Raw genomic sequence first — 25,264 nt, 5'->3', positions numbered from 1 at the left:
CCGTCACGGCGAAAATTCACCACGCGAACCATGTTCTTCTTGTGCGACTCCGATCGGCGTAGCGTTGGGGCATGGCCTATCGATACCTCGGACGCAGCGGACTGCGTATTTCAGACATCACCTACGGCAACTGGCTGACGCACGGCGGCCAGATCGAGAACGACACGGCGACGACGTGCGTGCACGCCGCCCTCGACCACGGCATCACAACGTTCGACACGGCAGACGTGTACGCGAACACCGTCGCTGAGCAGGTGCTCGGGGATGCTCTCGCAGGGCAGCGTCGCGAATCACTCGAGATCTTCACAAAGGTGTGGGGCGCGACGGGGCCGAAGGGACCGAACGACTCGGGACTCAGCCGCAAGCACATCATGGAGTCGATAAACGGATCGCTGCAGCGCCTCGGCACCGACTACGTCGACCTGTACCAGGCGCACCGGTACGATCCCGAGACGCCCCTCGAAGAGACGATGCTCGCGTTCTCCGACATCGTGCGACAGGGCAAAGCTCTCTACATCGGCGTGAGCGAGTGGACCGCCGAACAGCTCCGCGCGGGGCACGCCCTTGCCAGCGAACTCGGCATTCACCTGGTCTCGAACCAGCCGCAGTACAACATGCTGTGGCGCGTGATCGAAGAGGAGGTCGTTCCGGCCTCCGTCGACCTCGGCATCTCGCAGATCGTGTGGTCTCCCCTCGCCCAGGGCGTGCTGACAGGCAAGTACGAGCCGGGCAAGCCTGCGCCAGCGGGCAGCAGGGCGACAGACGAGGCCGGTTCGAAGACCGTCGCGCGGTACCTCGGCGACGACGTGCTCACGGCTGTGCAGCAGCTCAAGCCGATTGCCGCGGAGGCCGGGCTCACCATGCCGCAGCTCGCGATCGCCTGGGTGCTCAGCAACCCGAACATCGCGACGGCGATCATCGGAGCGTCACGCCCCGAGCAGATCGCCGACAATGTCGCGGCATCGGGAACGACGCTCGATCAGGAGCTCCTCGACCGCATCGATTCCGTGATCGGTCACGTCGTCGAGCGCGATCCGTCGAAGACCGACACACCAACGGAACGTCCGTCCTGACCCACCGCCGACAGTGAGAGGGCGGATGCTGCGCGTCGCAGCATCCGCCCTCTCGCTGTATGTGCGTGTCGATCTATCGCGCGAGCTTCTTCGCCGCAGCCTTCTCGCGGGCCCGCAGCACCTTCTCGTCGACCGGTGCCTCTCCCGATGCACGCAGAGCCTCGTAGTACGAGCGTGCCTCGTCCTGGCGCTGCTGCTCTCCGTCTGTCGCGATCGGCGCGCGCAGGTGGGCTTCGTCGAAGCCGAACGCGTCGACGAGCTGCACCGCATAGGGCCGCAGCCGCGCGACGAGACGGTTGATGTACGCGCTCACGGCCTCGGCGCGCTGCGACGACAGCCGTCCGTTCATGAGGTACCACGCCAGATGCTTCTCGATCAGGCTCAGCCCGAACAGGTCACGCAGCCACGTGAGAACCTGACGCGTGTCAGCATCCTGAACAGCACCCAGGCCCGCCGTGAACGCCTCCCACTGAAGCAGCTCTCCGTGCGCTCGCGCCGCCTCAATGAGCTCAGCCTGCTGCGAGTTGAACAGGTCGGCGGCGTCTTTCTTCGACATCTTCGATGCGGGGCGCAGCTCTGCCGCGATCTTCTCGATCATGGTCTCGACCCGATCAGTGAGCAGCTCGCGCTGCACATCGGTCTCGCGCAGCTGCCCGACCGAACGCGCCGTCGACCCCAGATCGCCGAGCGTCTGGCCGAGCGTGCGCAAGCCGCTGCCGTGATAGGCGCGGTCGGCCGCCTGCGCCACGACGTAGCGCGCGAGCGCTCCCGCGTCCGCCTTGCGGAACTTGCTCGAAAAATCGGTGAGCAGGCGCTTCGCGACCAGCTGCAGCAGAACGTTGTTGTCGCCCTCGAACGTGACGTACACGTCGAGGTCGGCGCGCAGGCTCGTGAACCGGTTGGCGTTCATGAACCCGGCGCCGCCGCACGCCTCGCGGCACTCCTGCAGCGTGTCGAGGGCGTGCCACGTCGAGAGCGGCTTGAGGGCAGCGGCGAGGGTCTCGAGGTCCTGCCGATCGTCATCAGAGTCGGCGCGTCCGCTGAAGACCTCGTCGAACTTCGCCAGCAGTGTGTCGTGCGCGAACGTCTGCGCGTAGGTCTGCGCCAGGCGCGGCAGCAGGCGCCGCTGGTGCTTCTGATAGTCGAGCAGCACCTCTTCGTCGGTGTCAGACGCCGCGTTGAACTGGCGGCGCTGGTCGGCGTAGCGAATCGCGATCGTGAGGCCGAGAGCGGATGCTGTCGTCGCAGCGCCATCCAGCGAGACACGCCCCTGCACGAGCGTGCCGAGCATCGTGAAGAAGCGGCGCCCCGGGCTCGCGATCGGCGAGCTGTAGGTGCCGTCTTCGGCGACATCGCCGTACCGGTTGAGCAGGTTGTCCCGCGGGATGCGCACGTCGGTGAAGTGCAGTCGCCCGTTGTCGATGCCGTTGAGGCCGCCCTTGAGGCCGTCGTCCTCGCCGCCGACGCCCGGGAGGAACGCGCCATTCTCGTCGCGAATCGGAACGTAGAAGCAGTGCACGCCGTGATTGACGCCCTTGGTGATGAGCTGCGCGAACACGGTGGCGGCGATGCCGTCGCGCGCCGCGTTGCCGAGGAACTCCTTCCACGCCCCCTTGAACGGCGTGTTGATCACGAACTCCTGCGTCGACTCGTCGTACGTCGCCGTCGTTCCGATCGATGCGACGTCTGACCCGTGCCCGATCTCGGTCATGGCGAACGCGCCGGGCACGTCAAGGGTCATGATGCCCGGAAGGAGCCGATCGTGATGCTTCTCCGTGCCCAGGTGCAGAACCGCCGCACCGAACAGACCCCACTGAACACCCGACTTGATCTGCAGTGACGGGTCAGCGAGCACGAGCTCTTCGAACCCGGCGATGTTGCCACCCGCGTCGTCGTCTCCGCCGAGCCGCTTCGGGAAGGCGCGAAGCACCTGTCCGTTCTCGACGAGAAGGTGCAGCTGCTTGAGCACGCGCTCACGGTGCTCGTCCATCGGCTGGCCTTCGATGCGCTGCATCTCGGGGCGCGCGGCGAGTTCGCGCGCGCTCGTTCTGATGTCTGCCCATCGCCCGAGAAGCACGCGCTGAACCTCTGCCGCGTCGAACGACACCGATCCCGAAACCCGCACGGGACCCGTGTCCACCGTCTCGCGCACGTTTGCCACATCGATCACGTCGTCGGGAGTTTCCAGATTCTGGGTCACTGCTGTTCCCTCGCCCTTCTCGGTCGTCGTTGTCCACACGATAGGCCGATCCCCGCGAGGCGCGGAGCCCTCCGTCCGCGGGCTACAAAGCGCGTCGCACGATGCCGCTGAAGTGTTGTCGCTGCTCCACAGCATCCGTCGGACTTCTCTGCCGATTCACACAAGCTACTCCCCCGGATGGGGACTTACTGCGCGTAGTGTGAAAAGTGTCAACTGGTGGTGTGGGGGAACACGCGATGCGTCGCGCGTCGTGAAGAAGGAAGTCACGTATGGCCAGCATTCTGGTTGTCGGTGGGACGGGGCCCACAGGGAGCGCGGTCTGCGCTGCCGCGCGCGCTCGCGGGCACGAGGTTCGTTCTCTGTCACGAGCGGTTCCGGGCTCCAGCGACTCACGCGTCGTCGCGGGCGTCGACTATCGTGCGTGCGACCTCTACCACGCGGCGGCTCCCGAGCTCGATGCGCATCTGGCCGGCGTCGACGTGGTCATCGACTGCCTCAACGGGGTGTCGCACGTTGCCCAGGCGATCTTCCGCATCGGCGCGGTTCAGATCACGGATGCTGCCGCAAGGGCGGACATCAAGCGCGTCGTCGTGGTGTCCGACGTCGGCTGCGACCAGAGCGACTTCGCATACTACGAGGCGAAGACGGATCAGGAGGGCGTCTACCTCGACTCGCCCGTGCCCACGACGGTCGTGCGATTCACCGTGCTCTACGAGCAGGTCTGGGAATTCGCGACGAGGGCCGCGCGCTTCCGGGTCATGCCCACGTCGGACCGAGCACGGCTTCAGCCCATCGATGTCGCTGACATCGCCGAGCTCATCATCGACGCCGCCGCTGACACGGGAGCAGACGAGATCCGCTCGTACGGCGGACCCGAGGTGGAGTCGGTGCGCACGCTTTCACGTCAGTGGATGGCGCATACGGGGCGCCGGTGCCTGCTCGTGCCTGTGCCGCTCATTTTCGCGATCGGACGCTACCTGCGAGCGGGCGCGAACCTCGTTCCTTCGTCGCGGCGCGGCTCAACCACGTGGCAGGACTGGATGAACCGCACGTCGCCACCGCACGTGCCGTCGATGAAGCCCGGATGCGGTCGCGAACCGGGGCACGGCGGTCACGAGCCGAGCGCGGCGTAGGCGCGCACGAGGTCCACAACGGCATCGCCGTATTTCGCGCGCTTCTTGTCGCCAACGCCACTGATGCCGCCGAGCGCCGAGACATCCGTGGGGCGCGCGACGGCGATCTCACGCAGCGTCGCGTCTGAGAAGACGATGTAGGCGGGCGCGCTCTGCTCGCGTGCGGTCGCTGCCCGCCACTCGCGCAGCTTCTCGAAGAGCTCTGCCGCAGCGGGCTCGAGCTCGTGTGCCGGAGCTTTCCGCGTCGCCCGCGCACGAGGGGACTTCTCGGGCTCGTCACGCAGCTGCACCGCCCTGTCACCGCGCAGCACGTCGCCGCTTGCCTCGGTGATTCCCAGCACACCGTATTCACCGCGCGTCGCCAGAAGGCCCTGCGCCAGTATCTGCCGCACGATGCCGCGCCATCGCTGTTCTGACGTATCGGCGCCGATGCCCCACGTGCTCAGGCTGTCGTGTCCGTGCTGCCTTGTGCGCTGCGTCTCTTTGCCGCGCAGAATGTCGATGAGCTGACCCGCGCCGAACCGTTGGTTGCGTTCCCGGTCGAGCCGAACGACCGTCGAAAGCAGCTTCTGCGCGGCGATCGTTCCGTCGACGACGGCGGGCGGCTCGAGGCACGTATCGCAGTTTCCGCATGGAGCGCTATCTTGGCCGAAGTAGCGCAGCAGGTTCACGCGCCGGCACTGCACGGTCTCGCAGAGCGCGAGCATGGCGTCAAGGTGCTGCATCGCCTGCCGCTTATGCGCGGCATCCGCCGTCGAATCGTCGATCATGCGCCGCTGCTGCACGACGTCCTGCAAGCCGTAGGCGAGCCACGCCACCGACGGTTCGCCGTCTCGACCAGCTCGACCGGTCTCCTGGTAGTAGCCCTCGACCGATTTCGGGAGGTCGATATGCGCGACGAATCGCACGTCGGGCTTGTCGATTCCCATGCCGAATGCGATCGTCGCGACGATCACGAGGCCGTCTTCACGCAGAAACCGCGACTGCGCTTCGGCGCGCAGGTGAGCATCGAGACCCGCGTGGTACGGAAGGGCGGGAATGCCGCGCTGCACGAGATACTCGGCGGTGCGCTCGACCGACGCTCTGCTGAGCGCGTACACGATGCCCGCGGCATCCTGCCCCTCGGCTCGAATAAACTCCACGAGCTGAGCCCTCGGGTCGCGCTTCGGGACGATTCGGTACTGAATGTTCGGGCGATCGAAACTCGCGACGAAGTGCCGTGCGTTGCCGAGGCTGAGCCGCTGCGTGATCTCACGATGGGTCGCCTCTGTGGCGGTGGCGGTCAATGCGATGCGCGGAACGTCTGGCCAGAGTTCGGCAAGGTCAGAGAGCGCTAGATAGTCGGGGCGGAAGTCATGACCCCACTGCGAGACGCAGTGCGCTTCGTCGATCGCGAACAGAGCAATTTCTCCGCGCGCCAGCAACGATCGCGTCGACGGGGTGTTCAGACGCTCGGGTGCGACGTACAGAATGTCGAGCGCACCTGCGATGTACGCGCGTTCGACGCGAGAGCGCTCCTCTAGCGTCTGCGTTGAGTTGAGGTACTCCGCGCGCACGCCCGCGGCGCGGAGCGCTTGAACCTGGTCGTGCATGAGCGCGATCAGCGGCGACACGACGACCCCGGTTCCCTCGCGAAGCAGCGCGGGGATCTGGTAGCAGAGGCTCTTGCCTCCGCCCGTCGGCATGAGCACGACAGCGTCGCCGCCCGCCGACACGTGCTCGACGATGTCCGCCTGTTCACCACGAAAGGCGCCGTATCCGAAGACGTGGCTGAGCACGTCGAGAGCGGTGCCACCGGCAGGAGAAGTCATCGACTCCACCGTAGCCGGTGGCACCGTCAGCCTCACGATGTTGCGGGTGGTCCCGACTGCGACGTGTCGTCGGGAACTGCCGCGTCGTCATCCGCGTCGGCGTCTTCGGCGTCATCGGCGAGCATCTTGCGTCGCACGGCGATCATCACGACCGCAGCGGCTGCGATGAAGACGATCCCCGCAGCGGCGATCAGCCATGCGATGTCGCTGCCGTCGGCCGCGCTCGCGTCGTTGTCTGTCGGTTCGTCGCCCTGAGACTCTGAGCCTGACGCCTCGTCGCTGCTTCGAGCACCCGACGACCCCTCATCACCCGTCGCACCCGACGAGGATTCGTCGCCGCACGTGGGCACCGACGGTGATCCCTCGGCAGTCTGCTGGCCCTCATCGGGCTGCCAGGTGAACGTGAACGGTTCGAAGTCGTTCGAGCTCTGGGTGTGGCCGTCCTCGGCGACGAGCGTCCAGACGACCGTGTACTCTCCCGGCTCGCCGAGCGTGATCTCGGCGCTGAGCGTCGTACCGTTCGACACATCGGTACAGCCATCACCGAAGAAACGTTCCTCGTCTCCCGGACCCTTCACGATGATGCTCTTCTGTCCGCTCTCGAGAATCGGCTCGGTTGTCTCAAGGGCCACGGTGACAGGGCCCGTCGTAACCGTTGACCCCGGTTCGGGAGCAGCGGGAGACACCTGCGTGTGGGCCGCAGCGGGGAGCGCTCCGGCGATCGAGACCGCAATTCCCGCCGCGAGCGCGAGCGCAATCGCGCGTGGAGCACGCCTGCGTTCTGTCGTTCTGTTCGTCACTTCGTCTCCTTTGCGCGGGGCCGTCGGGCCAGCACCGCGAGGACGATTCCGGCGGCGCCGACAGCGAGCCCTGCAATCCCGATGATACGCGCGACCATGTCGGTGTCATCGTCGGCCGCCGCGCCCGCTGCCTCTGCCGAGCCGGCGTGATCGCTCGTGTCGTCCGCTGCCGATCCGTGCCCGTGGCCCGCTTCGGCGACATCACCGACCGTGATCACGGGGGCCGGATGCTCAGGCTCATCCTCGCCCGGCTCCGCAACCTCATCCCACGCCGTCGCGCCGGTCTCGCACGTCTGCTCGACGGGGAAGGCGAGTGTTTTGCCCGCTGTGTCTTCGGGCAGCGACACCTGCACCGAGAGCGTATCGATCTGCTCAGCATCCAACGGCGTATTCGCCGTGAACTGCACGGCGCTCGTGCGCTCGCTCACGGGTTCGCCATTCTGATCGGTCACACCATCGACCGGCTCGGTCTGCGTTTCGGCTGTCCAGCCGGCATTGACGACGGGCTTCGCCGTGACGACATCGTCGGGCATTCCGATGCGCACGGCCGTCGTTGGCGAGCCGTCGCAACCGTGTCCGATGGTGAACGTGAGCACGGTGCTCGACCCTGCTGCCGCCTCTTCGGGCGTCACGTGCACGTGAGCGCTGGCCGCGAGCGGAAGGGCGAGCGCAAGTGCCGCACCCGCGACCGCGCCGAGTCCCACAAGCTTCTGCGTTGATCTGGTCATGTCTGTTCTGTCTTCTCTCTTGTTCGTTGCGCACGCGGGCGCGGCGGAGAACCCGCAACATTCATGCCCGCGTCGCCGCGCCTCGCGAGGCATCGGCGAAATGGAGGTGCGTGGGCCAGTGCGCCGCGAAGCGCGCTCAGGCCAGGGCGAGCGCTGGCGGTCCGCGCTCCGAACACGAGGGAACAACAGCCGACGCGCGACGTGACGCGACAGCATCCGGAATCATCGACGCCACCGGCGGAATCATCACCGGGGCGGGCGCTTCGCAGAGCGCCGCCACGGCGAGACGCAGCGTCGCCAAGAGCCCGCGCACAACCTGCTCGCCCTTCGCGAGAGCGATCGTGGTCACAATCGCCGCGGCGACGTGTGCGAGCCACATGCCTGTGCCGTGCACGTGCGCGACACCGCCGGCAGTGAGCTCGATCGGGCCCGCGAGATGCTGCGCGTGCGCACCGATCCCGCGCGAATCGACGGTGCCGCCCGAGGGCGCGAATGCGAACATGCCGTGATAGGCAAGCTGGCTGAGCGCAACGGCGAGAGCAAGCCGGGAGCGCGACAGCGTCTTTCCGGCGAGCGCGATGCAGACGAAGACGGATGCTGTGACCGCGACGCTCACCGCGAAGAAGCTCGGCGGATGCCCATCGGCGAGTCCGTGCGACGTCGCGGCGATGAACGTGGAAACGGCAGCGGCGATCGTTCCGCGCAGGGCGCGAATGCCGCGTTGACCCATACCGTCTCCCTCCGCCGTCCAGCATAATCGCTCTCTGGCCTCGACCGGCGGGCGCGGGTACGGTTGGGGCAAGCGACGAACGGGGGAAGCATGGCAGAGAACGAGTCGCGCGTGACGCGAAACGAGGCCGAGAGCCGCTACGAGCTCTGGCTCGGCGACACCATGGTGGGACGCGCCGAATTCGAGAGGCACGATAGCGGAACGGCCTTCACGCACACCGTCGTCGACGACGAGTACAGCGGGCAGGGACTGGGGAGCGTGCTGGCGAAGGGCGCGCTCGACGACGCCGTTGCCCGTGACGAAATCATCGTGCCGCACTGCCCGTTCATTCAGGCGTACCTGAAGCGGCACCACGAATACGAGTCGCACGTGGCCTGGCCCACGCCGAAGCACGAGCGCAGGTAGCATCACGTGACCCGCTTCGACCGGCCGAGCGAGGAGCTGCTGACGCGGCAGGTGCCCTCGCCGGGACCCGAGACCCTCCTGCTCGAGTCACGGGAGGTGCCCCTCGGCGGAATCCGGGGAATCACCGTGCACCGCGCGCTGCCGCAGCGCGCTCTTCCCACGGTCGGGGCCTGGTGCTTTCTCGACTACTTCGACGAGGCGGGCGTTCCCATGCGCGTTCTGCCGCATCCGCATATCGGGCTCCAGACGGTCACGTGGCCGCTCAACGGCGAGATCCGGCACAGAGACACCGTCTTGAGCGACGTCATGATCGAGCCGGGCCAGCTGAACATCATGACGAGCGGCCGCGGAATCGCGCACTCCGAGTTCTCAACGATTCCGAGTGACGAGTCCGCGGCGTTGCGAGGCGTACAGCTGTGGGTGGCCCTGCCGCCGGAAGCTGCCGAGGCAGAGCCGTTCTTCGAGCAGCATTCCGAGCTGCCGGTTTGGCACCACGGCGGACTGCACGCTCGCGTCTTCATCGGCTCGCTCGCGACGGCGGTGTCGCCCGCCACGACGTTCACGCCGCTTGTCGGCGCAGACGTCGAAGTCGACGCGGGCGCGAGCGAGGGGCTTCCCGTGAACCCCGCGTTCGAGCACGCCGTCTTCGTCGTCGACGGAGAGGTGACCGTCGACGATGTGCTCGTCTCTGCTCGCCAGCTTCTGTACATCGGCGAGGGCTGCTCCACGATCGATATCAGAGTGGACGCTGCCGCCCGCGTGATCCTCATCGGCGGCGAGCCGTTCGGCGAAGATCTCGTGATGTGGTGGAACTTCGTCGGGCGTTCGCATGCCGATATCGTGAGTGCTCGCGATGACTGGGAAGCTGGATCCTCGCGATTCGGAGCAGTGCCTGGGCACGGCGAAGAGCGTATTCCCGCACCGCCGCTCCCGACCGTCACGCTCGCACCGCGACGCCGTCGCCGGTGAGCCGATTCTCGCCGCACACATCCATTGCCGATGTAGGCAAGGCTCAGCTAAGTTTGAGACACTGGAGTTCTCCGCAACCCGAGTCTCAAGGGATACCCATGTTCAGCACCCGCCTCCTCATGACCTGTGCCGCGATCGGCGTGGGAAGCGGGATCGTCTTCACCGTCGCGGGATTCATCAACGGGATCGTCGCGGCCGCCGCTCCGATCGTCTACGGTCTCTCGATCGGCGTCTACTTTCTTCCCGGCGTCATCGCGCAGTCGCTTCTGCGCCTTCCCGGCGTCGCCCTGATCACGAGCCTCATCGCCGGTCTCGTCGGCTCCGCCGTGAACCCGGCGTTCATCATGCGGTATCTCGCCGCGGGGCTCGCCATCGGTCTGCTCCAAGAGGTTCCCTTTGCGATCTCGAGGTACCGGTACTGGAAGCCGTGGGTGTTCTACGTCGCCGCTGCCGTCATGGGCGTGATCTTCGGCGGTGGAGTATTCATCGGCGTGGGCATGGAGCACTTCGCCGGGTGGGCAAACTTCGTCTACTTCGGCCTTTTCGCCGTGAGTCCCGTGCTCTTCACCTGGCTCGGGCGCGTCATCGCGGCGGGCATCAATAAGACGGGCGTCGCTCGAGGGGTGCAGCGAGACGTCGATCGCCGCGAGAGTCGCCACACGCGTCATCGCCACTCGGTCCGATCGATGACGGCTGCCTGACGCGGCGATGCCGGCGCCCGCGCTCACTCTCGACGACGTCCGTATTCGTCACGCGGATCGCGCTGAACCCACACCAGCGGGTGTGAGCCTGACGGTGGATGCTGGTGAGGTCGTGCTTCTGCTCGGTCCAAGCGGCTGCGGCAAGTCGACCGCCGCCCTCGCCATCAACGGTCTCGTTCCGCAGTCGATTCCCGCGGAGGTCGACGGCACGGTGACTGTTCTCGGCCGCGATGCGTCGTCGACGACGACGGCTCTGCTCTCGGAGCACGTCGCCCTGGTCTTTCAAGATCCCGATGCTCAGATCGTCACCGAATCGGTGCTCGACGAAACCTGCTTTGCGCTCGAGAACATGCTGCTGCCCGTGACCGAGATTCTCGCGCGCGCTGAGGAGTCGCTCCGCACGGTCGGGCTGTGGCAGCGGCGCGATGACTCTCCCGACATCCTCTCGGGCGGGGAACGGCAGCGACTCGCGATCGCCTGCGCACTCGCCATGCGCACGCCCATTCTGGTTCTCGACGAGCCGACGGCAAACCTCGACCCGAGCGGCAGCGACGACGTGTACGCCGTGCTGCGACGTGTGACGGCCACAGGAGACCGCTCGGTCGTACTCATCGAGCACGATGTCGATGCGGCATTGCCGATCGTCGACCGGGTCGTCGTTCTCGATCGAGCCGGCCGCACGGCGTTCACGGGCGCTCCTCGCGATGTGATCGTCGGCCACGCGCACGAGATCACGGCGATGGGCGTGTGGCTTCCGACCGCGACCATGGCGGCCGAGCAGCTTGCGTCCGCGGGCATCGAGCTCAAAGCCGTCCCCCTCACGCTGCCCGAGCTCACGCGCGCCATGAACGACGTCGCACTTCCCGCTCCACCCGCGCTCACGCACGAGCACTCGTCGGGAGAACCGCTCATCCGCGTGCGCGATCTCACGATCGCCCGCGGCGACAGCATCCTTCTCGATCAGGTGAGTCTCGACGTGCGGGCGGGAGACTTTCTCGCGATCGTCGGCGCGAACGGAGCGGGCAAGACGACGCTCATCCAGGCCATCACCGGTGTCGCCCGGCCTCCGAAGAAGCACGTGTCGCTTGCCGGGGTCGACGCGGCAACGCGTGACGCACGAGCACTCGCCGGGCGCGTTGGCTTCGTCTTTCAGAATCCCGAGCACCAGTTCGTCGCCAACAGTGTCGCCGACGAGCTCGCGTACGGCCTTCGGGTGCACGGGGACTCGTCTGGCGATCGTCTCGCTCCCCCGCAGATCGCCGATCGCGTGGATGCGATGCTCGACAGGCTCGGGCTCTCGGAGCTGCGAGACGTGCATCCCTTTCTGTTGTCGGGAGGGCAGAAGCGGCGCCTCTCCGTCGGAACGGCGCTCATCATCGGCGCTCCGATTCTCGCGCTAGACGAGCCGACGTTCGGGCAGGATCGCGAACGCGCCGACGAGCTCATGGCGATGCTGAGCGAGCTTCGTGTCAATGGAACGACGATCATCATCGTGTCGCACGACATGCAGCTCGTCGCCGACTACGCATCGCGCGTCGTTGTGCTCGCCAACGGCAGAATCGCGGCCGACGGCGCTCCGGCCAGCATCCTCTCTGACATCGAGCTGCTTCGGCGCCACAGCCTGCGACAGCCTCCGCTTGCTCGGGCGATGAGCGGTGTCGACGACGCCGCGTGGCGCCGCGTGACGCGGTTCACCGACCTGCCTGGAGCGACCCGATGACGGTGGCTCTGCCTCGGCGTGCGACAGGCCGCTACCTGCACGCCCTGAACCCCCTCGCGACCATTGCCGGGCCCCTTCCGGCAATGCTCGCGCTCGTCTTCACGCGCGATATCGCGACGCCCGTCACGTTCATCGCGCTCGGATATCTGCTGCTGCTCACGGGCGCTCGCCTCAGTACGTCTCGGCTTGTGTTGCTGTTCATCGCTCTACCCGTCGCCGCAGCAATTCTCGCCGTCGGGTTCAGCCTCTGGACCGACGCGGGCGACCTCGATCACAGCACGACGCTGCTGCGCATCGGCGACTATCACCTGTACCTCAGTGCCGTCGAGATCGGAGCGGCGACCGCGCTGCGCCTGGTCAGCATCGTCGTGCTCGCACTGCTCACGGGTCTGACCTCGAGCGGTCCCGACCTCGTGCGCTCCGCGGTCGCGCACCTGCGCGTTCCCTACCGCATCGGCTACGCCGCACTCGCGTCCTATCGATTCGTGCCACGCTTTCGCGCGGAGCTCGATGTGATCCGCAAAGCGCACCGCGTGCGCGGAACCATGGGCGGTCGCGGCCCCATCGCGGCAGTACGACGAACGATCGGCTACATCGTGCCCCTGCTCGCGAGCGCGATCAGGCACGCCGAGCGCGTCTCGCTGTCAATGGACGCGCGGGCGTTCGGAGCGCATCCCTCGCGCACAGAACGCTACGAGCTCCCGCTTCGCACCCGCGATGCCGTGTTCGTCGTCGCGTTCTGGGCGGTGACGATGGTCATCTTCGCAGGTCTTCTATTCTTCTGACTCACAACTCCACAACCCACCGAATGTATGTTCTACTTAACGCATGCGATGGGATGCTCAAAAGCTCTCGAGGAGTGACGGAAACGCTCTACCGGGTCTCGCTCAGCCTGCCGGTCTCGTGCGCTCGGTGCAGACACCCGAGTTCGCCGGCATGACCTTTCACGAGGTGCTCGCCAAGTCCGCGCTCAATCGTGTGCCTGGCGGCTCTGAGATGCCCTTCGGCTGGACGATCAACCCGTATCGCGGCTGCTCGCACGCGTGCACCTACTGCTTTGCCCGGCCGACGCACGCCTATCTTGAGCTCAACGCGGGCGAAGACTTCGACCGGCAGGTGGTCGTGAAGACCAACGTGGCCGAGGTTCTGCGTCGTGAACTCGCCCGACCATCGTGGCGGCGCGATCTTGTCGCACTCGGCACAAATACCGACCCCTATCAGCGCGCCGAGGGCCGCTATCGGCTCATGCCGTCGATCATCGACGCGCTCGCTCAGTCACGTACGCCGTTCTCTGTTCTCACCAAGGGCACGCTGCTGCGGCGCGACATTCCGAGACTGGAGGATGCCGCACAGCACGTGAGCGTCGATGTCGCGATGTCCATCGCCGTCTACGACGACGAGCTGCAGTCCTCCGTCGAACCAGGGACTCCCACGCCGACGGCGCGGCTCGCGACCGTGAAGGCGGTGCGTGATGCCGGGCTCGAGTGCGGCGTGTTTCTCATGCCGATCCTGCCCTACCTCACCGACTCCACGGAACAGCTCGACGACGCACTGCGCCGGGTGAAAGAGGCCGGCGCGAGCTACGCGCTGTTCTCGACGCTGTACCTCAAGCCGGGCGTGAAGCCGTGGTTCATGATGTGGCTGCAGCGACAGCATCCTGAACTCATGTCGCGGTATAACGCCTTGTATGCCGAGGGCGCCTACGCACCGAAGCAGTACCGCGCAGAGCTGGCCGAGCGCGTGCGACCGCTGCTGCGCGCACACGGGCTCGAGCGACGTCGCGGCGTTCGCTTTGAAGAACAGCCACGCACGGCCACTCCCACTGTGCTCCCGGCGCCCGCGGACGCGGCGCAGACTCTGTTCTAAGAGAAACCAGCGACGTCAGCGACGCGATTCTTCCCCCGCGCGCCTCGTCTGGTCGGGAGTCTCGGCGAGCACCGTCGAGTAGCGGCGCGAGAAATGGGCGTAGTCGACGAAGCCGAGCTCAGCGGCGAGCGCCGAGAGATCCTGAGCCTCGCCCGCGTAGAGCCGCGTTGCCGCGTTCTGCATGCGTCGGCACTCGATGAGCCATTTGGGCGATACTCCGAGCCGCGCGCGAGAGAGCCGCTCGAGTGTGCGCACCGAGACGCCCACGGATGCCGCCAGCTCGTCGACGCGCACAATGTCCTCGTCGCCCTCGGCCATGGCGCACACGCGATTCAGCAGCATCCCGCCGTCGTCGATCTCGTCGGCGCGAGGCGCGAGCCACGACCGCAGAGTGCCGACAAGCCTGCCCCTTTCGCTCTCGCCGAGGCACGCGCTCACACTCGACCACGGCGCAGACTCGACGGGCTCCCCGAGCGGAGCCGCGTGAGCGAGATCACGGGGCTCCGTGTGCGTGAGCAGAACGCACGCGGCCGGCCGGAACAGAACGCCGACGGCCCACCCCGACCCGGTGAGCACGCGAGTGTCAACGCGAGAATCGGGTCCATACAGCGCGACGGTGTGCGGCTCGAACACGATGTTGACGGTCGGGTAGCTGAGCACACGCTGGGCTCTGGCGACGCCGGGCGGAAGCGACCACGTCACGAGCCACACGTGTCGCACGAGCGCCTCCATGCCTGCCCCGAGTGCGAAGCGATCGAACCGCACTCCGGCGGCGCCGGGGTTGAGATGGCCTCGCGAGCGCGGCGGAGTCTGCACAGCATCCGTCATGTCGCAAAAATACAAGACGGTGCTGACATGCGCTTTCTACGCTGAACACATGAGCACAGAAATACACACGTCAGCAGCATCCGGCACACACACGACAGGCGGAGTTCCGCACGGCAGCACGTCACTCACTCCGCACATCGTCGTGTCTCCGGCCGAGGAGGCGATCAGGTTCTATTCATCGTCGTTCGGCGCTCGCGTCGTCGACGTCACACGGTTCGGCGACGTCGTGGCGCACGCGGTTCTCGACTTCGGCACCGGGATGCTGACGCTCAGCGATCCCATGGAGTCGAACGCGCTCATTGTCCCCGACCCTGAGCGCGGCCATGACTACTCCATGGCGCTGTACTGCGCCGACGTCGACGGCGTCACCGAGCGAGCGAGGGCCGCCGGTGCGACGATCCGCGAGGAGCCGAGCACGTTCGTCTCGGGCGACCGGTTCAGTTCGATTGTCGATCCTTTCGGCATCCGCTGGTCCGTCATGACACGCGTGGAGGACCTCTCGCCAGAAGAATCAGCGCGGCGCGTCGAGGAATGGGCGAAGACTCAGTCCGCCTAACGAGAGGGGCACTGTTCGTCAGAACAATCGAGCGATCGGGCCGAGCACTCGCACCGCTACGGCCTGAACGGCGCCGGGCCACCGATTCGTGACGGGAGATGCGATCGCCCAGAGCACGGCCAGCACGACGACGCCGACGGCGAAGAGCACAAGTCCCGCCGGGCCGGTGCCCGTGTGCCCGACGGTGATGTGGTTGAGGTTCTCGGCAGCGCCCGTGGTCAGCACGAGTGCGACGTGCACGATCGTGAAGACCACGAACCACGCCAGCACGATCGAGTGCACCGAGCGCGCTGCCTCGGCGTTGAAGAGGCGCGAGTGTGCGGCGCCCACGGCCTTGCTGATGCGCGGCGATTGCAGCAACCCCGTGAGCACGGCGAGCGGTGCCGCGACGAACACCGTGATGAAGTACGTGAGCAGCTGAATGCCGTTGTACGCGACCCACGACCGCTGGTCGGGAAAGTCAAGCGACGCGTACTGCAGCACAGCGCTCACGGCGTTGGGAAACACGTCGAGGCTCGTCGGCACTACGCGCGTCCACTGCCCTGTCGCGAACAGCACGATGTAGAACACGACGCCGTTGAGCAGCCACAGCATCGTGCACGTGAGGTGCCACCAGCGGGCGGATGCTGTTGAGCGCCGCGTGCCGGGCAGACCCAGCTGCGTCGGCAGTGCTACCGCGTCGTGCCTCGGAGAGACGCGGGCTCCCGGCTCGACCGGCCCATTCATGCGCAGCCACTCGGCTCCGGGACGCTGCCCGAGCTTCCAGAACAGCCGTGGCCGCCCGGCGAGAACCTGCAGTCCCGACCGCATGATCGGCAGCAGGAAGATGACGTTCAGAAAGTGCTGCCAGCGCAGCCACCAGGGAAATCCCTGCGGCTCGGCGCGTGCGACGGTGCCTGGATGCTGTGCAATGAAGTCCTCGACGCCGGGGAGCTGACGCAGGCCGATGCCGACGGCCACAACCGCGAGCAGAACGACGACGGCCGCGGGAATCGTCCAGACGAGATTGAGCCACCGTCGCCCGGTGCGCACGCGCGGAAAGAGCGCGCGCTTCTCATCGGCTCCGGGCATGCCGGCGGTGTCAGGGGTCGTCACAGTGTCTCCACTGTATCGAGAACGTCTGGCTACTCTTGAATCATGGACGAGCCTCTTCCGGAGCCCGCAGCCTCTGCGACTTCCGGTACCCGTCGACGCTCCATTGCCGACCTCGGCGCGACGATCGTGCTCACGGCGCTGAGCATCGTCATCGCTCTCGGGGCCATGTACTGGGGCGCGCTCTCGGTCATGCTCACCGATCCGTGCACGCCGGCCACGTGCGACTTCAGGGCGATTGATGTCGGCACGGGTCTCGCCGTCGGCGGAGTCTGGATTCCCCCAGTGCTCGGCGTGGTCGTCGCGGTTCCGCTGCTCGTCACACGCCGGATTGCCTGGTGGGTACCGACGGTCGCGATTGCGGCAACCGTCGCTCTTGAGATCGCCGGCGTCACGATCATCAGCGGCGCCATCGGCTAGGCTCGCACCCCGCGCGCCGCCGCGAGAATGGCGTCGGCAACCTCGCGCTTCGAGCCAGCAGCTCGCGCATGCACCTCTCCGTAGCGGTCGACGATCGTCACCTCGTTGTCTGCGGCGCCGAAGCCCCGCCCCTCGTCGACACGATTCACGGCGATGAGGTCGGCGTTCTTGCGCTCTGCCTTGCCCGCTCCGCGTGCGATGAGCTCGCCAGCATCCGCCTCGGTTTCGGCGGCGAAGCCGACAAGCACGGGTCTCGGATGCTGTCGCTGACCCAACTCCGCGAGAATGTCCGGGTTGGCGGTGAGTTCGATCGAGAAGCTGTCTCCCTCGGCATCCTTCTTCATCTTCGTCGTGGCGACGGTCACGGGCCGGTAGTCGGAGACTGCCGCGGCCATGACGACGATGTCGGCGTCAGGCGAGCGAGAGACGACGCCGTCGCGCAGCTCGGCGACCGTCGACACCGGTACGAAGTCGACGCCGACGGGAGGAGCGACCTCGAGGTTCGCGCCGATGAGTACGACGTCGGCACCGCGGTCGCGCGCAGCCTCAGCGAGCGCAACGCCCTGTTTACCGCTCGAGCGGTTGCCGATGAAGCGCACGGGGTCAATGGGCTCGCGGGTGCCGCCGGCCGTGATGATCACCCTCGTGCCGGCAAGATCGCGTGAGCCGGCCGCTGCCACCACTCCCGCGATGATCGACTCGGGCTCGGCGAGCCGACCCACGCCGACGTCACTGCCGGTGAGCTGCCCCGATTCGGGCCAGACGATGTGCGCGCCCCGGTCGACGAGCGTGGCGACGTTGTGCTGGGTTGCGGGGTTCTGCCACATCTCGGTGTGCATCGCCGGCGCCACGACGAGCGGCGCGGTCGAGGCGAGAATGCTGTTCGTCAGCAGGTCATCGCTCAGGCCGTTCGCGATCTTCGCGATGGTGTTGGCCGTCGCGGGTGCGACGAGGATCACGTCGGCGCTCTGGCCGAGCGAGACGTGCTTCACCTCGGCCACGCCGTCGAAGAGATCGGTCGCGATGGGGTTGCGGCTGATGGCCTCGAACGTTGGCGCCCCGATGAACTTGAGCGCCGAGTCGGTCGGAATCACGTGCACATCATGCCCCCGAAGCACGAGAGTGCGAATGACGCCGACGACCTTGTACGCGGCGATCCCGCCGCACACTCCCACGACGATTCTCATGTGGTTCATCCTACGCACCACTGCTCGCCGACGTATTGGGCGCCGTCCAGGCAACCGTCGCTACCATGTCAGTCATGCTTCGAACAGTGCTCACCTCGAAGATTCATCGCGCCACCGTCACCGCGGCCGACCTCGACTACGTCGGATCGATCACGATCGACAGTGAGCTTATGGATGCTTCGGGGCTCGTCGACGGCGAGAAGGTCGCCGTTCTCGACATCACGAACGGCGCGCGTCTTGAGACGTACGTCATCACCGGGCGCGCGGGTGCCGGTGACATCGAGATCAACGGCGCCGCTGCGCACCTCGTACACCCGGGCGACCTCGTGATCGTCGTGGCGTACGGGCTCGTCGACGAGACGGAGCTGCAGAGCCACCGTCCGCGCATTGTGCACGTCGACGAGCTCAATCGCATCACGGGTCTCGGCTCGGACCCGTCGGAACCGGCGCAGGGATCCGTGCGGTCGGAGGCGAGTGTCGGTGTCTGAGCAAACTGAGTCTGAGCCAGCGCAGCCTGAACCAACGCAGCCTGGGCACGCGCAGCCTGCCCGCCGAGAACCGGCCACAGCAGAAACAGCGCCGTACGCGGCTGCGCCGCGTCGCCGCATCCGTGCCCTTGATCTGCAGAAGGCGAAGCGCGAGGGTCGCCGGTGGGCGATGCTCACGAGCTACGACCAATACACGGCGTCGCTCTTCGAGCGGTCGGGCGTCGAGGCGCTGCTCGTGGGCGACTCGGCCGCCAACAACGTCTTCGGGCACGACACGACGCTGCCGGTCACTGTCGATGAGCTCATTCCTCTCGCCCGTGCCGTCACCCGGGCCACGTCGCGCGCCATCGTCATCGCCGACCTTCCGTTCGGCAGCTATGAAGTGTCGCCGGAGCAGGCTGCGACGACGGCCATCCGCTTCATGAAGGAGGCCGAAGTTCACGCCGTGAAGCTCGAGGGCGGCACGCGCATGGCTGACCGCGTTCGCGCGGTCGTCGACGCGGGCATTCCCGTCATGGCGCACGTCGGATTCACGCCGCAGAGCGAGCACGCACTCGGCGGGTACAAGGTGCAGGGCCGCGGCGACGCGGCACAGCAGCTTCTCGACGATGCCAAAGCCGTCGTCGAGGCCGGGGCATTCGCCGTCGTTCTCGAGATGGTTCCAGCCGAGCTCGCCGCGCGCGTCACGGCCGAGGTGCCGGTGCCGACGGTCGGCATCGGCGCGGGTGCGAGCTGCGACGCTCAGGTGCTGGTGTGGCAAGACATGGCCGGGCTGCGCACGGGACCGGTGCCGCGCTTCGTCAAGCGCTACGCCAACCTCGATCAGGTGCTCGGCGACGCCGTGCGCGCGTACGTGAGCGACGTGGCCTCTGGGATGTTCCCCGAATCTGAGCGCGACTTCTCGTGACGCAGCATGGCGGCCTGGCGGCCCTTGAGGCGTGGCGCTCAGGCATGGAAGGCACCGTCGCGCTCGTTCCGACCATGGGAGCGCTGCACGAGGGTCATCGTCAGCTCATCGCGCGTGCAAAGCAGGTGGCGGATGCTGTCGCGGTGAGCGTCTTCGTCAACCCGCTGCAGTTCGGCCCAGACGAGGACTTCGACCGGTACCCGCGCGACCTCGAGGCGGACCTCGCGATCTGCCGCGCCGACAATGTGGACTTCGTGTTCGCGCCGACGCTCGACGAGATGTATCCGCGTGAGCCGCAGGTCACCGTGAGCGCGGGACGCATGGGAACCGTCTTCGAGGGTGCAGCGCGGCCCGGCCACTTCGACGGCGTGCTGACGGTTGTGACCAAGCTGTTCCAGCTCGTGCACCCCGACACGGCCGTTTTCGGCCAGAAAGACGCCCAGCAGCTGGCCCTCGTCGAGCGACTCGTGACCGACCTCGACCTCGGCGTGCGCATCGATGCCGTTCCGATCGTGCGCGACGACGACGGGCTCGCGCTGTCGAGCCGCAACCGCTACCTCAGCGCCGCCGAGCGCGCGACAGCCCTCGCGCTTCCCGCCGCGATCGATGCGGCACGTTCGGAGCAGTCAGCGACGGAGGCCCAGGATGCTGCGCGGCGCACGCTCGCGAGCGCTGAGCGACAGCATCCGGAGTTCTCCGTCGATTACGCAACGCTCGTCGAGCGGGCAACGTTCGCCGAGTGCCCGCCCGGCTTCCGTGGCGACGCTGTTCTCGTGATCGCTGCCCGCGTGGGCGCGACGCGCCTCATCGACAACGGCGCGCTCTCGTTCGACTGATGCTCCGCACAGAACATCCGCCACGGCCTCGGCCGACCGGCGATGCGCACCGCATAACGTGAGGCACGTGCACCTCAAGACTGAACCTGAGCATGCATGTCCCGCACATTCTCGAGGCGGCGCTGTCGCTACGACGTGAGGTCGGCGATCGTGGGGCGCCCGGCGATCTCGTCGACGACGTCGTCGCCGGGGAAGACATCGACGATCGGAGCGTCGATCTCGGCGCGCTCGAGCATCTCGGTCATGCGGCGACGGCGGTTGCGCGGAATCACGGTGACGACGCGACCGGCCTTGCCCGCACGACCGGTGCGGCCGGAGCGGTGCAGGTAAGTCTTGTACTCGTCGGGCATGTCCGCCTGGATCACGAGCGTGATGTCGTCGACGTGAATGCCGCGCGCGGCGACATCGGTGGCGACGAGCACCTTCACGCGACCGGACGTGAGCCGCTCCAGGTTGCGCTGGCGACGCCCCTGGCTGAGATCGCCGTGCAGGGCGACGGCGCGCACGCCGGCATCCTCGAGGTCGTCGACGAGCTGCTCGGCATAGGCGCGCGTGCGCGTGAAGACCAGGGTCTTCTCGTCACGGTCGGCAAGCTCGGTGAGCAGCTGCACCTTGTCTTCGCGCAGTGCGACGAGCACGCGGTGGTCGATGGTTCCCGAGTCCTGGTCTTCACCCGCGACCTCGTGCACGGCGGGGTCGACGAGAAACTCGTTGACGAGAGCCGCAACGCCCGTGTCGAGCGTTGCCGAGAACAACAGCTTCTGCCCCTTCGGAGCGGTCTGGCGCAGAATGCGCTGCACGGGCTCGAGGAACCCGAGGTCGCACATGTGGTCGGCTTCGTCGAGCACAGAAACCTTCACGTCTGAGAGGTCAAGGCGGCCCTGCTCGATGAGGTCTTCGATGCGTCCCGGTGTGCCGATCACGATGTCGACGCCGCGCTTGAGGGCGCCGACCTGGCGCGCCTGCGGCACGCCGCCGTAGATCTGGGTCGTGAAGAGTCCGACGCTGCGGGCGATCGGCTGCACCGTTCTGTCGATCTGCAGAGCAAGCTCGCGCGTCGGAGCAAGAATGAGCGCGCGGGGCTTGCGGCCCATCTCGCGCTTGGTTCCACCCTTGTTCTCCATGAGCCGTTCAACGAGAGGAGCACCGAACGCGATGGTCTTGCCGCTTCCTGTGCGGCCACGGCCGAGCACGTCTTTGCCCGCGAGCACATCGGGGATCGTTGCAGCCTGAATAGGGAACGGGGATGCTGCGCCCAGTTCGCCGAGCGTGCGCACGATGTTGCCGCCGAGACCGAGGTCTGAGAAGCTCACACCTTCGACGTCGGAGGCTTGAATGGCGTCGGCCTCGAGCCGCTCGAGCACAACGTCGTCCTGCGGCGTGAAGCGCGGCTTCGCGTCGCGGTTCGCGAACGAGTCGCGGCGCTGCGGGCGCGAGTCCCGGTCGAACCTACGCTGCGGACGGTCATCGCGGTCGAACTGACGCCGCTGCGGACGCTCGTCCCGATCGAACTGCCGGCGCGGGCGGTCGTCTCGCTCGTAGCGACGCTGCGCGCGATCGTCACTATTAAAACGAGTGCTGCGATCGTCTCGCCGCGGGCGAGAGTCCCGCTCAAACGAGCGGCGTGGGCGATCGTCACTGTCGAACGATCGACGCTGAGGCCGAGCATCGCGGTCGAATCGACGGTCGTCGCGACCCGGTCGGTCGTCGCGCGCGAATCGCGAACCGCGGTCATCGCGGCGAGCTCGATCATCGCGAGCTCGATCATCGCGGCGCGGCCGGTCATCACGGGCGAACTGGCGGCGCGGCCGGTCATCTCGCTCGTAATGACGCTTCGGCCGATCTTCGTCAAAGCGCTCGCGCTGCGGACGGTCGTCGCGGTCGAAGCGCCGGTCGCCCTGGCGACGCTGCTCCGCACGTTCGGCGCGCTCAGCAGCATCCCACCTGTTCTTCTTCGGAGTCTCCTCCGGCGAGCGATATCCCCGGTGTCCTGGGCTGCGGCTTCCGGGTTTCGGGCCCTTCTTAGCCTGCTGCGCACGACGCTTCGCGACGTAGTCGGGGTCGAAATTGCGGGCGGGACGGCCACCGGCGGGCTTCTTGTTCTTGGGCATGGTGGTGCTTTCCGGGTTGGTTTTGCGCATGAAACGTAAGAGCCGCTCGCCTCATCGGCGGCGATCATCACCCGGGCGTCCTATGGCCGGGACCGTTCACATCGTGTGAATTCGCTTCTCGTTCTCGAGAGGAAACCGGCCCAGCGGACTAACAAACCCATCCACCCTCGTCGAAGGCGGTGTCCAGAGCCGACCTCCTCAGTCTACGTGCACGTGCTGTGAGCCAGCACAGAACATTGCACTTTCGCAACCCCCTCCCCCAGAAAATCGCTCCCTCGTAATGTGAAGCTCACCATGTGCCCGAGAGTCACGAGCCCAGAAAGAAAGGCATCATTATGAATTTCATCGCATTTCTCATTCTCGGCCTCATCGCCGGAGTCATTGCCAAGCTGATCCTTCCTGGAAGGCAGGGCGGCGGATGGATCGTCACTCTCATTCTGGGAGTCGTCGGCGCCCTCCTCGGCGGATGGCTCGGAAACGTGATCTTCGGTGTGGGGGTCGACGAATTCTGGAGCCTATCCAGCTGGCTGCTGGCCATCGGCGGTGCGATCATCGTGCTGCTCATCTGGGGCTTGATCTTCGGCCGCAAGCGCGCTGACGCATAACCGCGTACCAACGTCGGCTCCGGAGGTATTCCGGGGCCGACGTTTGCGTTCAGCACCGCCTGGGTCCGAGAGCCGGTAGCCGCGTTTCACACCACGGGGTGATGCCGCGGCCGTTTCTGCCGTGACAGGATGCTGGCATGTCTCAGCAGCGTACACATCCCCTGTGGTTGTGGATCACGGTCGGCAGCATGGCGATCGTCATCTATTCCATCGCCGTGCCGGTCAACGCGGTTCTCTACCAGGTTCCGGTCGCCATCGCGTTCGTCCTTTCGGCGTTCACAGCGGGAGCGCTTCCGCTGTCGCTCACCAGACCGCGCGCTGCGTTGGCCTTCTTCGTCGTCGGGCTGCTGGGCAACGGAATACTCGCCGGCGATGACCGTGACCCCTTCTGGCCGGGGCCCGTTCCCGTGCTCGAGATCATTACGCTGGCCGCGCTGATCGGCCTCATCGTCTACAGCCGCGGGTGGCGCCTCGGCGCGGTCGCGTGGCTCCTCGCGCTCGCCACCGCGACCGCGATCCCCTCGCTGTCCGGCCGAAGCGGGTTCCCCACGATGACGGGGGCAGAGATCGCGGACCTCATCGTCACGTTCTCCATAGCTGCCGCCGCGTACGTCATCGCTCTGCTCATCGCCGGTCGCGTCACGATTCGTGACGAACTTGCCCGTGAGAAGGAGGTATCGGCTGAGGAGCAGGCGAGGCGTCAGCTCGTCGAGGAGCGCTCGCGCATCGCCCGAGAGCTGCACGACGTCGTCGCGCACAGCATGTCGGTCATTCAAGTGCAGGCATCCACGGCGAAGTACCGGCTGACCGAGCTGAATGACCCCGCGATCGCGGAGTTCGACGATATCGCAGCATCCGCCCGTTCTGCCCTCGCCGAGATGCGCCGGCTTCTCGGCACCCTGCGACCCGACGGCGAAGAGGCCGAGCGCATGCCACAGCGCACGATCGGTGACATTCCCGGACTCGTTGAGAGCGCTCGCCGCTCAGGCGTGCCCATCGACCTGAGCATCGACGATGAGCTGCGCGGGGCGCCCCTCTCGGTGCAGGTCGCTGCCTTTCGCATCGTGCAAGAGGCCATCAGCAATGCGCTGCGTCACGCTCCCGGTTCACGCGTGAGCGTCGGAGTTGCACGCGGCAACACCTCTGGCGCCGTCATCTCGGTGATCAACTCAGCGCCCGACGGTGTTCCGGTCGACGCCGCGGGCGGCGGCCATGGACTCATTGGCATGCGCGAGCGCACGACCGCGCTCGGCGGACATCTCGAGACGCACGCGACCCCTGACGGCGGCTGGCTCGTTCACGCCGTGCTACCGTTCGACGCGGAAGGGAGCGTCATCGTGAATCCAGAGGGAAACGCATGACCATCACTGTCGTCATCGCCGATGACCAGACAATGGTGCGCGCCGGCTTCGCCGCCCTGCTCGATGCGCAGTCAGGCATCCAGGTGGTCGGGCAGGCCGCGGACGGCGCCGAGGCGGTCGACCTCGTGCGACGCGAGAAGCCGGACGTCGTGCTCATGGACGTCAGGATGCCGCAGCTCGACGGTCTCGAGGCGACGCGGCGCATCCTTTCTCCCGCGCACCCTCTGCCGCACGTGCCGCGCGTGATCATGCTCACCACCTTCGACATCGACGACTACGTCTACGAAGCCCTCCAGGCGGGAGCGAGCGGTTTTCTGCTGAAGGATTCGCTGCCTGACGAACTCGTTCAGGCCGTGCGCGTCGTCGCGGCGGGCGATGCCCTGCTCGCGCCGAGCATCACGCGGCGCCTCATCGAGCAGTTCGGCAAGAGCCGCCCCACGACACCGCGGGCGAGCCTCGAGCTCAACGCCCTCACGGAGCGCGAGCGCGAAGTGCTCACGCTCATCGGATCCGGACGCTCCAACGGTGAGATTGCGACCGACCTGTTCATCTCAGAGCAGACCGTGAAGACCCACGTGGGCAAGGTTCTGCAGAAGCTTCAGCTGCGCGATCGCGTGCACGCCGTGATCTTCGCCTACGACGCGGGACTGGTCGCGCCCGCAAGCTGAGTGTGAATGGCCTGACAATGGCTGGGCATGGCTTGAACTGCGCCGAGCCCTGCGGAATCGTGGCACGGA

Annotated in this window: 25 protein-coding genes; 16 read left to right on the top strand and 9 right to left on the bottom strand. The window is 66.7% G+C overall.

Annotated features, from left to right (window positions below):
* The first annotated feature begins 71 nt into the window (after nucleotides 1–71).
* Entirely contained in the window at nucleotides 72–1,073 is a 1,002-nt protein-coding gene (locus tag ATJ78_RS06695) for an aldo/keto reductase family protein (protein ID WP_098406888.1), read from the top strand.
* Between the two features lie 73 nt (nucleotides 1,074–1,146).
* Here the strand turns inward: ATJ78_RS06695 and ATJ78_RS06690 are convergent, their stop codons facing one another.
* A complete protein-coding gene (locus ATJ78_RS06690) occupies nucleotides 1,147–3,408 on the bottom strand; it encodes an acyl-CoA dehydrogenase family protein (protein ID WP_098406887.1) in 2,262 nt (753 codons plus the stop codon).
* 134 nt (nucleotides 3,409–3,542) lie between these two features.
* On the opposite strand from ATJ78_RS06690, the gene ATJ78_RS06685 reads away from it, so the two are divergent.
* Entirely contained in the window at nucleotides 3,543–4,406 is an 864-nt protein-coding gene (locus ATJ78_RS06685) for an SDR family oxidoreductase (RefSeq protein ID WP_098406886.1), read from the top strand.
* Here ATJ78_RS06685 and recQ read toward each other — a convergent pair.
* From recQ to ATJ78_RS06665, 4 genes are all read right to left on the bottom strand, one after another.
* Nucleotides 4,385–6,217, bottom strand: coding sequence for a DNA helicase RecQ (gene recQ, locus ATJ78_RS06680; RefSeq protein ID WP_098406885.1), 1,833 nt, complete (start codon nucleotides 6,215–6,217; stop codon nucleotides 4,385–4,387). The genes ATJ78_RS06685 and recQ overlap by 22 nt on opposite strands.
* 32 nt (nucleotides 6,218–6,249) lie before the next feature.
* Entirely contained in the window at nucleotides 6,250–7,017 is a 768-nt protein-coding gene (locus ATJ78_RS06675; protein WP_098406884.1) for a copper resistance CopC family protein, read from the bottom strand.
* Entirely contained in the window at nucleotides 7,014–7,745 is a 732-nt protein-coding gene (locus ATJ78_RS06670) for a YcnI family copper-binding membrane protein (RefSeq protein ID WP_098406883.1), read from the bottom strand. Before ATJ78_RS06670 ends, ATJ78_RS06675 begins: the two co-directional genes overlap by 4 nt.
* A gap of 136 nt (nucleotides 7,746–7,881) precedes the next feature.
* The gene (locus tag ATJ78_RS06665; RefSeq protein ID WP_098406882.1) at nucleotides 7,882–8,475 is read right to left on the bottom strand and encodes a hypothetical protein; all 594 of its coding nucleotides are present in this window, start codon (nucleotides 8,473–8,475) and stop codon (nucleotides 7,882–7,884) included.
* 90 nt (nucleotides 8,476–8,565) lie between these two features.
* Between ATJ78_RS06665 and ATJ78_RS06660 the strand changes: the two genes are divergently transcribed.
* From ATJ78_RS06660 to ATJ78_RS06635, 6 genes are all read left to right on the top strand, one after another.
* Nucleotides 8,566–8,880 (top strand): GNAT family N-acetyltransferase, encoded by a 315-nt coding sequence (locus tag ATJ78_RS06660; RefSeq protein ID WP_098406881.1) that lies wholly within the window; start codon nucleotides 8,566–8,568, stop codon nucleotides 8,878–8,880.
* A 6-nt stretch (nucleotides 8,881–8,886) separates the two neighbouring features.
* Nucleotides 8,887–9,849 (top strand): pirin family protein, encoded by a 963-nt coding sequence (locus ATJ78_RS06655; protein WP_098406880.1) that lies wholly within the window; start codon nucleotides 8,887–8,889, stop codon nucleotides 9,847–9,849.
* A 98-nt stretch (nucleotides 9,850–9,947) separates the two neighbouring features.
* Entirely contained in the window at nucleotides 9,948–10,550 is a 603-nt protein-coding gene (locus ATJ78_RS06650; RefSeq protein ID WP_098406879.1) for an ECF transporter S component, read from the top strand.
* An 82-nt stretch (nucleotides 10,551–10,632) separates the two neighbouring features.
* On the top strand, nucleotides 10,633–12,270 hold the full coding sequence (locus ATJ78_RS06645) for an ABC transporter ATP-binding protein (RefSeq protein ID WP_169923408.1): 1,638 nt from the start codon (nucleotides 10,633–10,635) through the stop codon (nucleotides 12,268–12,270).
* Nucleotides 12,267–13,055 (top strand): energy-coupling factor transporter transmembrane component T, encoded by a 789-nt coding sequence (locus ATJ78_RS06640; protein ID WP_098406877.1) that lies wholly within the window; start codon nucleotides 12,267–12,269, stop codon nucleotides 13,053–13,055. The genes ATJ78_RS06645 and ATJ78_RS06640 overlap by 4 nt, the downstream gene beginning before the upstream one ends.
* A gap of 43 nt (nucleotides 13,056–13,098) precedes the next feature.
* Complete coding sequence (locus ATJ78_RS06635; RefSeq protein WP_098406876.1) at nucleotides 13,099–14,136, top strand: Rv2578c family radical SAM protein; 1,038 nt, start codon at nucleotides 13,099–13,101, stop codon at nucleotides 14,134–14,136.
* A 15-nt stretch (nucleotides 14,137–14,151) separates the two neighbouring features.
* On the opposite strand, the gene ATJ78_RS06630 is transcribed toward ATJ78_RS06635, so the two are convergent.
* Nucleotides 14,152–14,964, bottom strand: a complete 813-nt coding sequence (locus ATJ78_RS06630) for an AraC family transcriptional regulator (RefSeq protein ID WP_098406875.1) — start codon at nucleotides 14,962–14,964, stop codon at nucleotides 14,152–14,154.
* A 49-nt stretch (nucleotides 14,965–15,013) separates the two neighbouring features.
* On the opposite strand from ATJ78_RS06630, the gene ATJ78_RS06625 reads away from it, so the two are divergent.
* Entirely contained in the window at nucleotides 15,014–15,520 is a 507-nt protein-coding gene (locus ATJ78_RS06625) for a VOC family protein (RefSeq protein ID WP_098409252.1), read from the top strand.
* A gap of 18 nt (nucleotides 15,521–15,538) precedes the next feature.
* On the opposite strand, the gene ATJ78_RS06620 is transcribed toward ATJ78_RS06625, so the two are convergent.
* Nucleotides 15,539–16,615, bottom strand: a complete 1,077-nt coding sequence (locus ATJ78_RS06620; RefSeq protein WP_098406874.1) for a cytochrome b/b6 domain-containing protein — start codon at nucleotides 16,613–16,615, stop codon at nucleotides 15,539–15,541.
* Between the two features lie 42 nt (nucleotides 16,616–16,657).
* Between ATJ78_RS06620 and ATJ78_RS06615 the strand changes: the two genes are divergently transcribed.
* Nucleotides 16,658–17,032, top strand: a complete 375-nt coding sequence (locus tag ATJ78_RS06615; RefSeq protein WP_098406873.1) for a hypothetical protein — start codon at nucleotides 16,658–16,660, stop codon at nucleotides 17,030–17,032.
* Here the strand turns inward: ATJ78_RS06615 and coaBC are convergent.
* A complete protein-coding gene (gene coaBC, locus ATJ78_RS06610; RefSeq protein WP_491522962.1) occupies nucleotides 17,029–18,228 on the bottom strand; it encodes a bifunctional phosphopantothenoylcysteine decarboxylase/phosphopantothenate--cysteine ligase CoaBC in 1,200 nt (399 codons plus the stop codon). The genes ATJ78_RS06615 and coaBC overlap by 4 nt on opposite strands.
* Nucleotides 18,229–18,293: 65 nt before the next feature.
* Here coaBC and panD point away from each other — a divergent pair, with 65 nt between their 5' ends.
* The 3 genes from panD to panC are packed head-to-tail and all read left to right on the top strand — an operon-like array spanning nucleotide 18,294 to nucleotide 20,450.
* Nucleotides 18,294–18,707 carry an aspartate 1-decarboxylase gene (panD, locus tag ATJ78_RS06605; protein ID WP_098409251.1) on the top strand — a complete coding sequence of 138 codons (414 nt, stop codon included), beginning with the start codon at nucleotides 18,294–18,296 and terminating at the stop codon, nucleotides 18,705–18,707.
* Nucleotides 18,700–19,614: a 3-methyl-2-oxobutanoate hydroxymethyltransferase gene (gene panB / locus ATJ78_RS06600; protein WP_098409250.1), complete on the top strand. Its 915-nt coding sequence runs from the start codon at nucleotides 18,700–18,702 to the stop codon at nucleotides 19,612–19,614. The genes panD and panB overlap by 8 nt, the downstream gene beginning before the upstream one ends.
* Nucleotides 19,611–20,450: a pantoate--beta-alanine ligase gene (gene panC / locus ATJ78_RS06595; RefSeq protein ID WP_342744783.1), complete on the top strand. Its 840-nt coding sequence runs from the start codon at nucleotides 19,611–19,613 to the stop codon at nucleotides 20,448–20,450. The genes panB and panC overlap by 4 nt, the downstream gene beginning before the upstream one ends.
* A 128-nt stretch (nucleotides 20,451–20,578) precedes the next feature.
* Here the strand turns inward: panC and ATJ78_RS06590 are convergent, their stop codons facing one another.
* Complete coding sequence (locus ATJ78_RS06590; protein WP_098406870.1) at nucleotides 20,579–22,561, bottom strand: DEAD/DEAH box helicase; 1,983 nt, start codon at nucleotides 22,559–22,561, stop codon at nucleotides 20,579–20,581.
* Between the two features lie 335 nt (nucleotides 22,562–22,896).
* Between ATJ78_RS06590 and ATJ78_RS06585 the strand changes: the two genes are divergently transcribed.
* From ATJ78_RS06585 to ATJ78_RS06575, 3 genes are all read left to right on the top strand, one after another.
* On the top strand, nucleotides 22,897–23,166 hold the full coding sequence (locus ATJ78_RS06585) for a GlsB/YeaQ/YmgE family stress response membrane protein (protein ID WP_098406869.1): 270 nt from the start codon (nucleotides 22,897–22,899) through the stop codon (nucleotides 23,164–23,166).
* Nucleotides 23,167–23,303: 137 nt separating this feature from the next.
* Nucleotides 23,304–24,527, top strand: coding sequence for a sensor histidine kinase (locus ATJ78_RS06580; RefSeq protein WP_098406868.1), 1,224 nt, complete (start codon nucleotides 23,304–23,306; stop codon nucleotides 24,525–24,527).
* Nucleotides 24,524–25,195, top strand: coding sequence for a response regulator (locus ATJ78_RS06575; protein ID WP_098406867.1), 672 nt, complete (start codon nucleotides 24,524–24,526; stop codon nucleotides 25,193–25,195). Before ATJ78_RS06580 ends, ATJ78_RS06575 begins: the two co-directional genes overlap by 4 nt.
* The last annotated feature ends 69 nt before the right edge of the window (nucleotides 25,196–25,264 follow it).

It is taken from the genome of Paramicrobacterium agarici (genome assembly GCF_002563955.1).
Taxonomy (GTDB): Bacteria; Actinomycetota; Actinomycetes; order Actinomycetales; family Microbacteriaceae; genus Paramicrobacterium; species Paramicrobacterium agarici.
The sequence above is the reverse complement of the archived record's forward strand: the minus strand, read 5'-3'. Positions and strand labels throughout refer to the sequence as shown.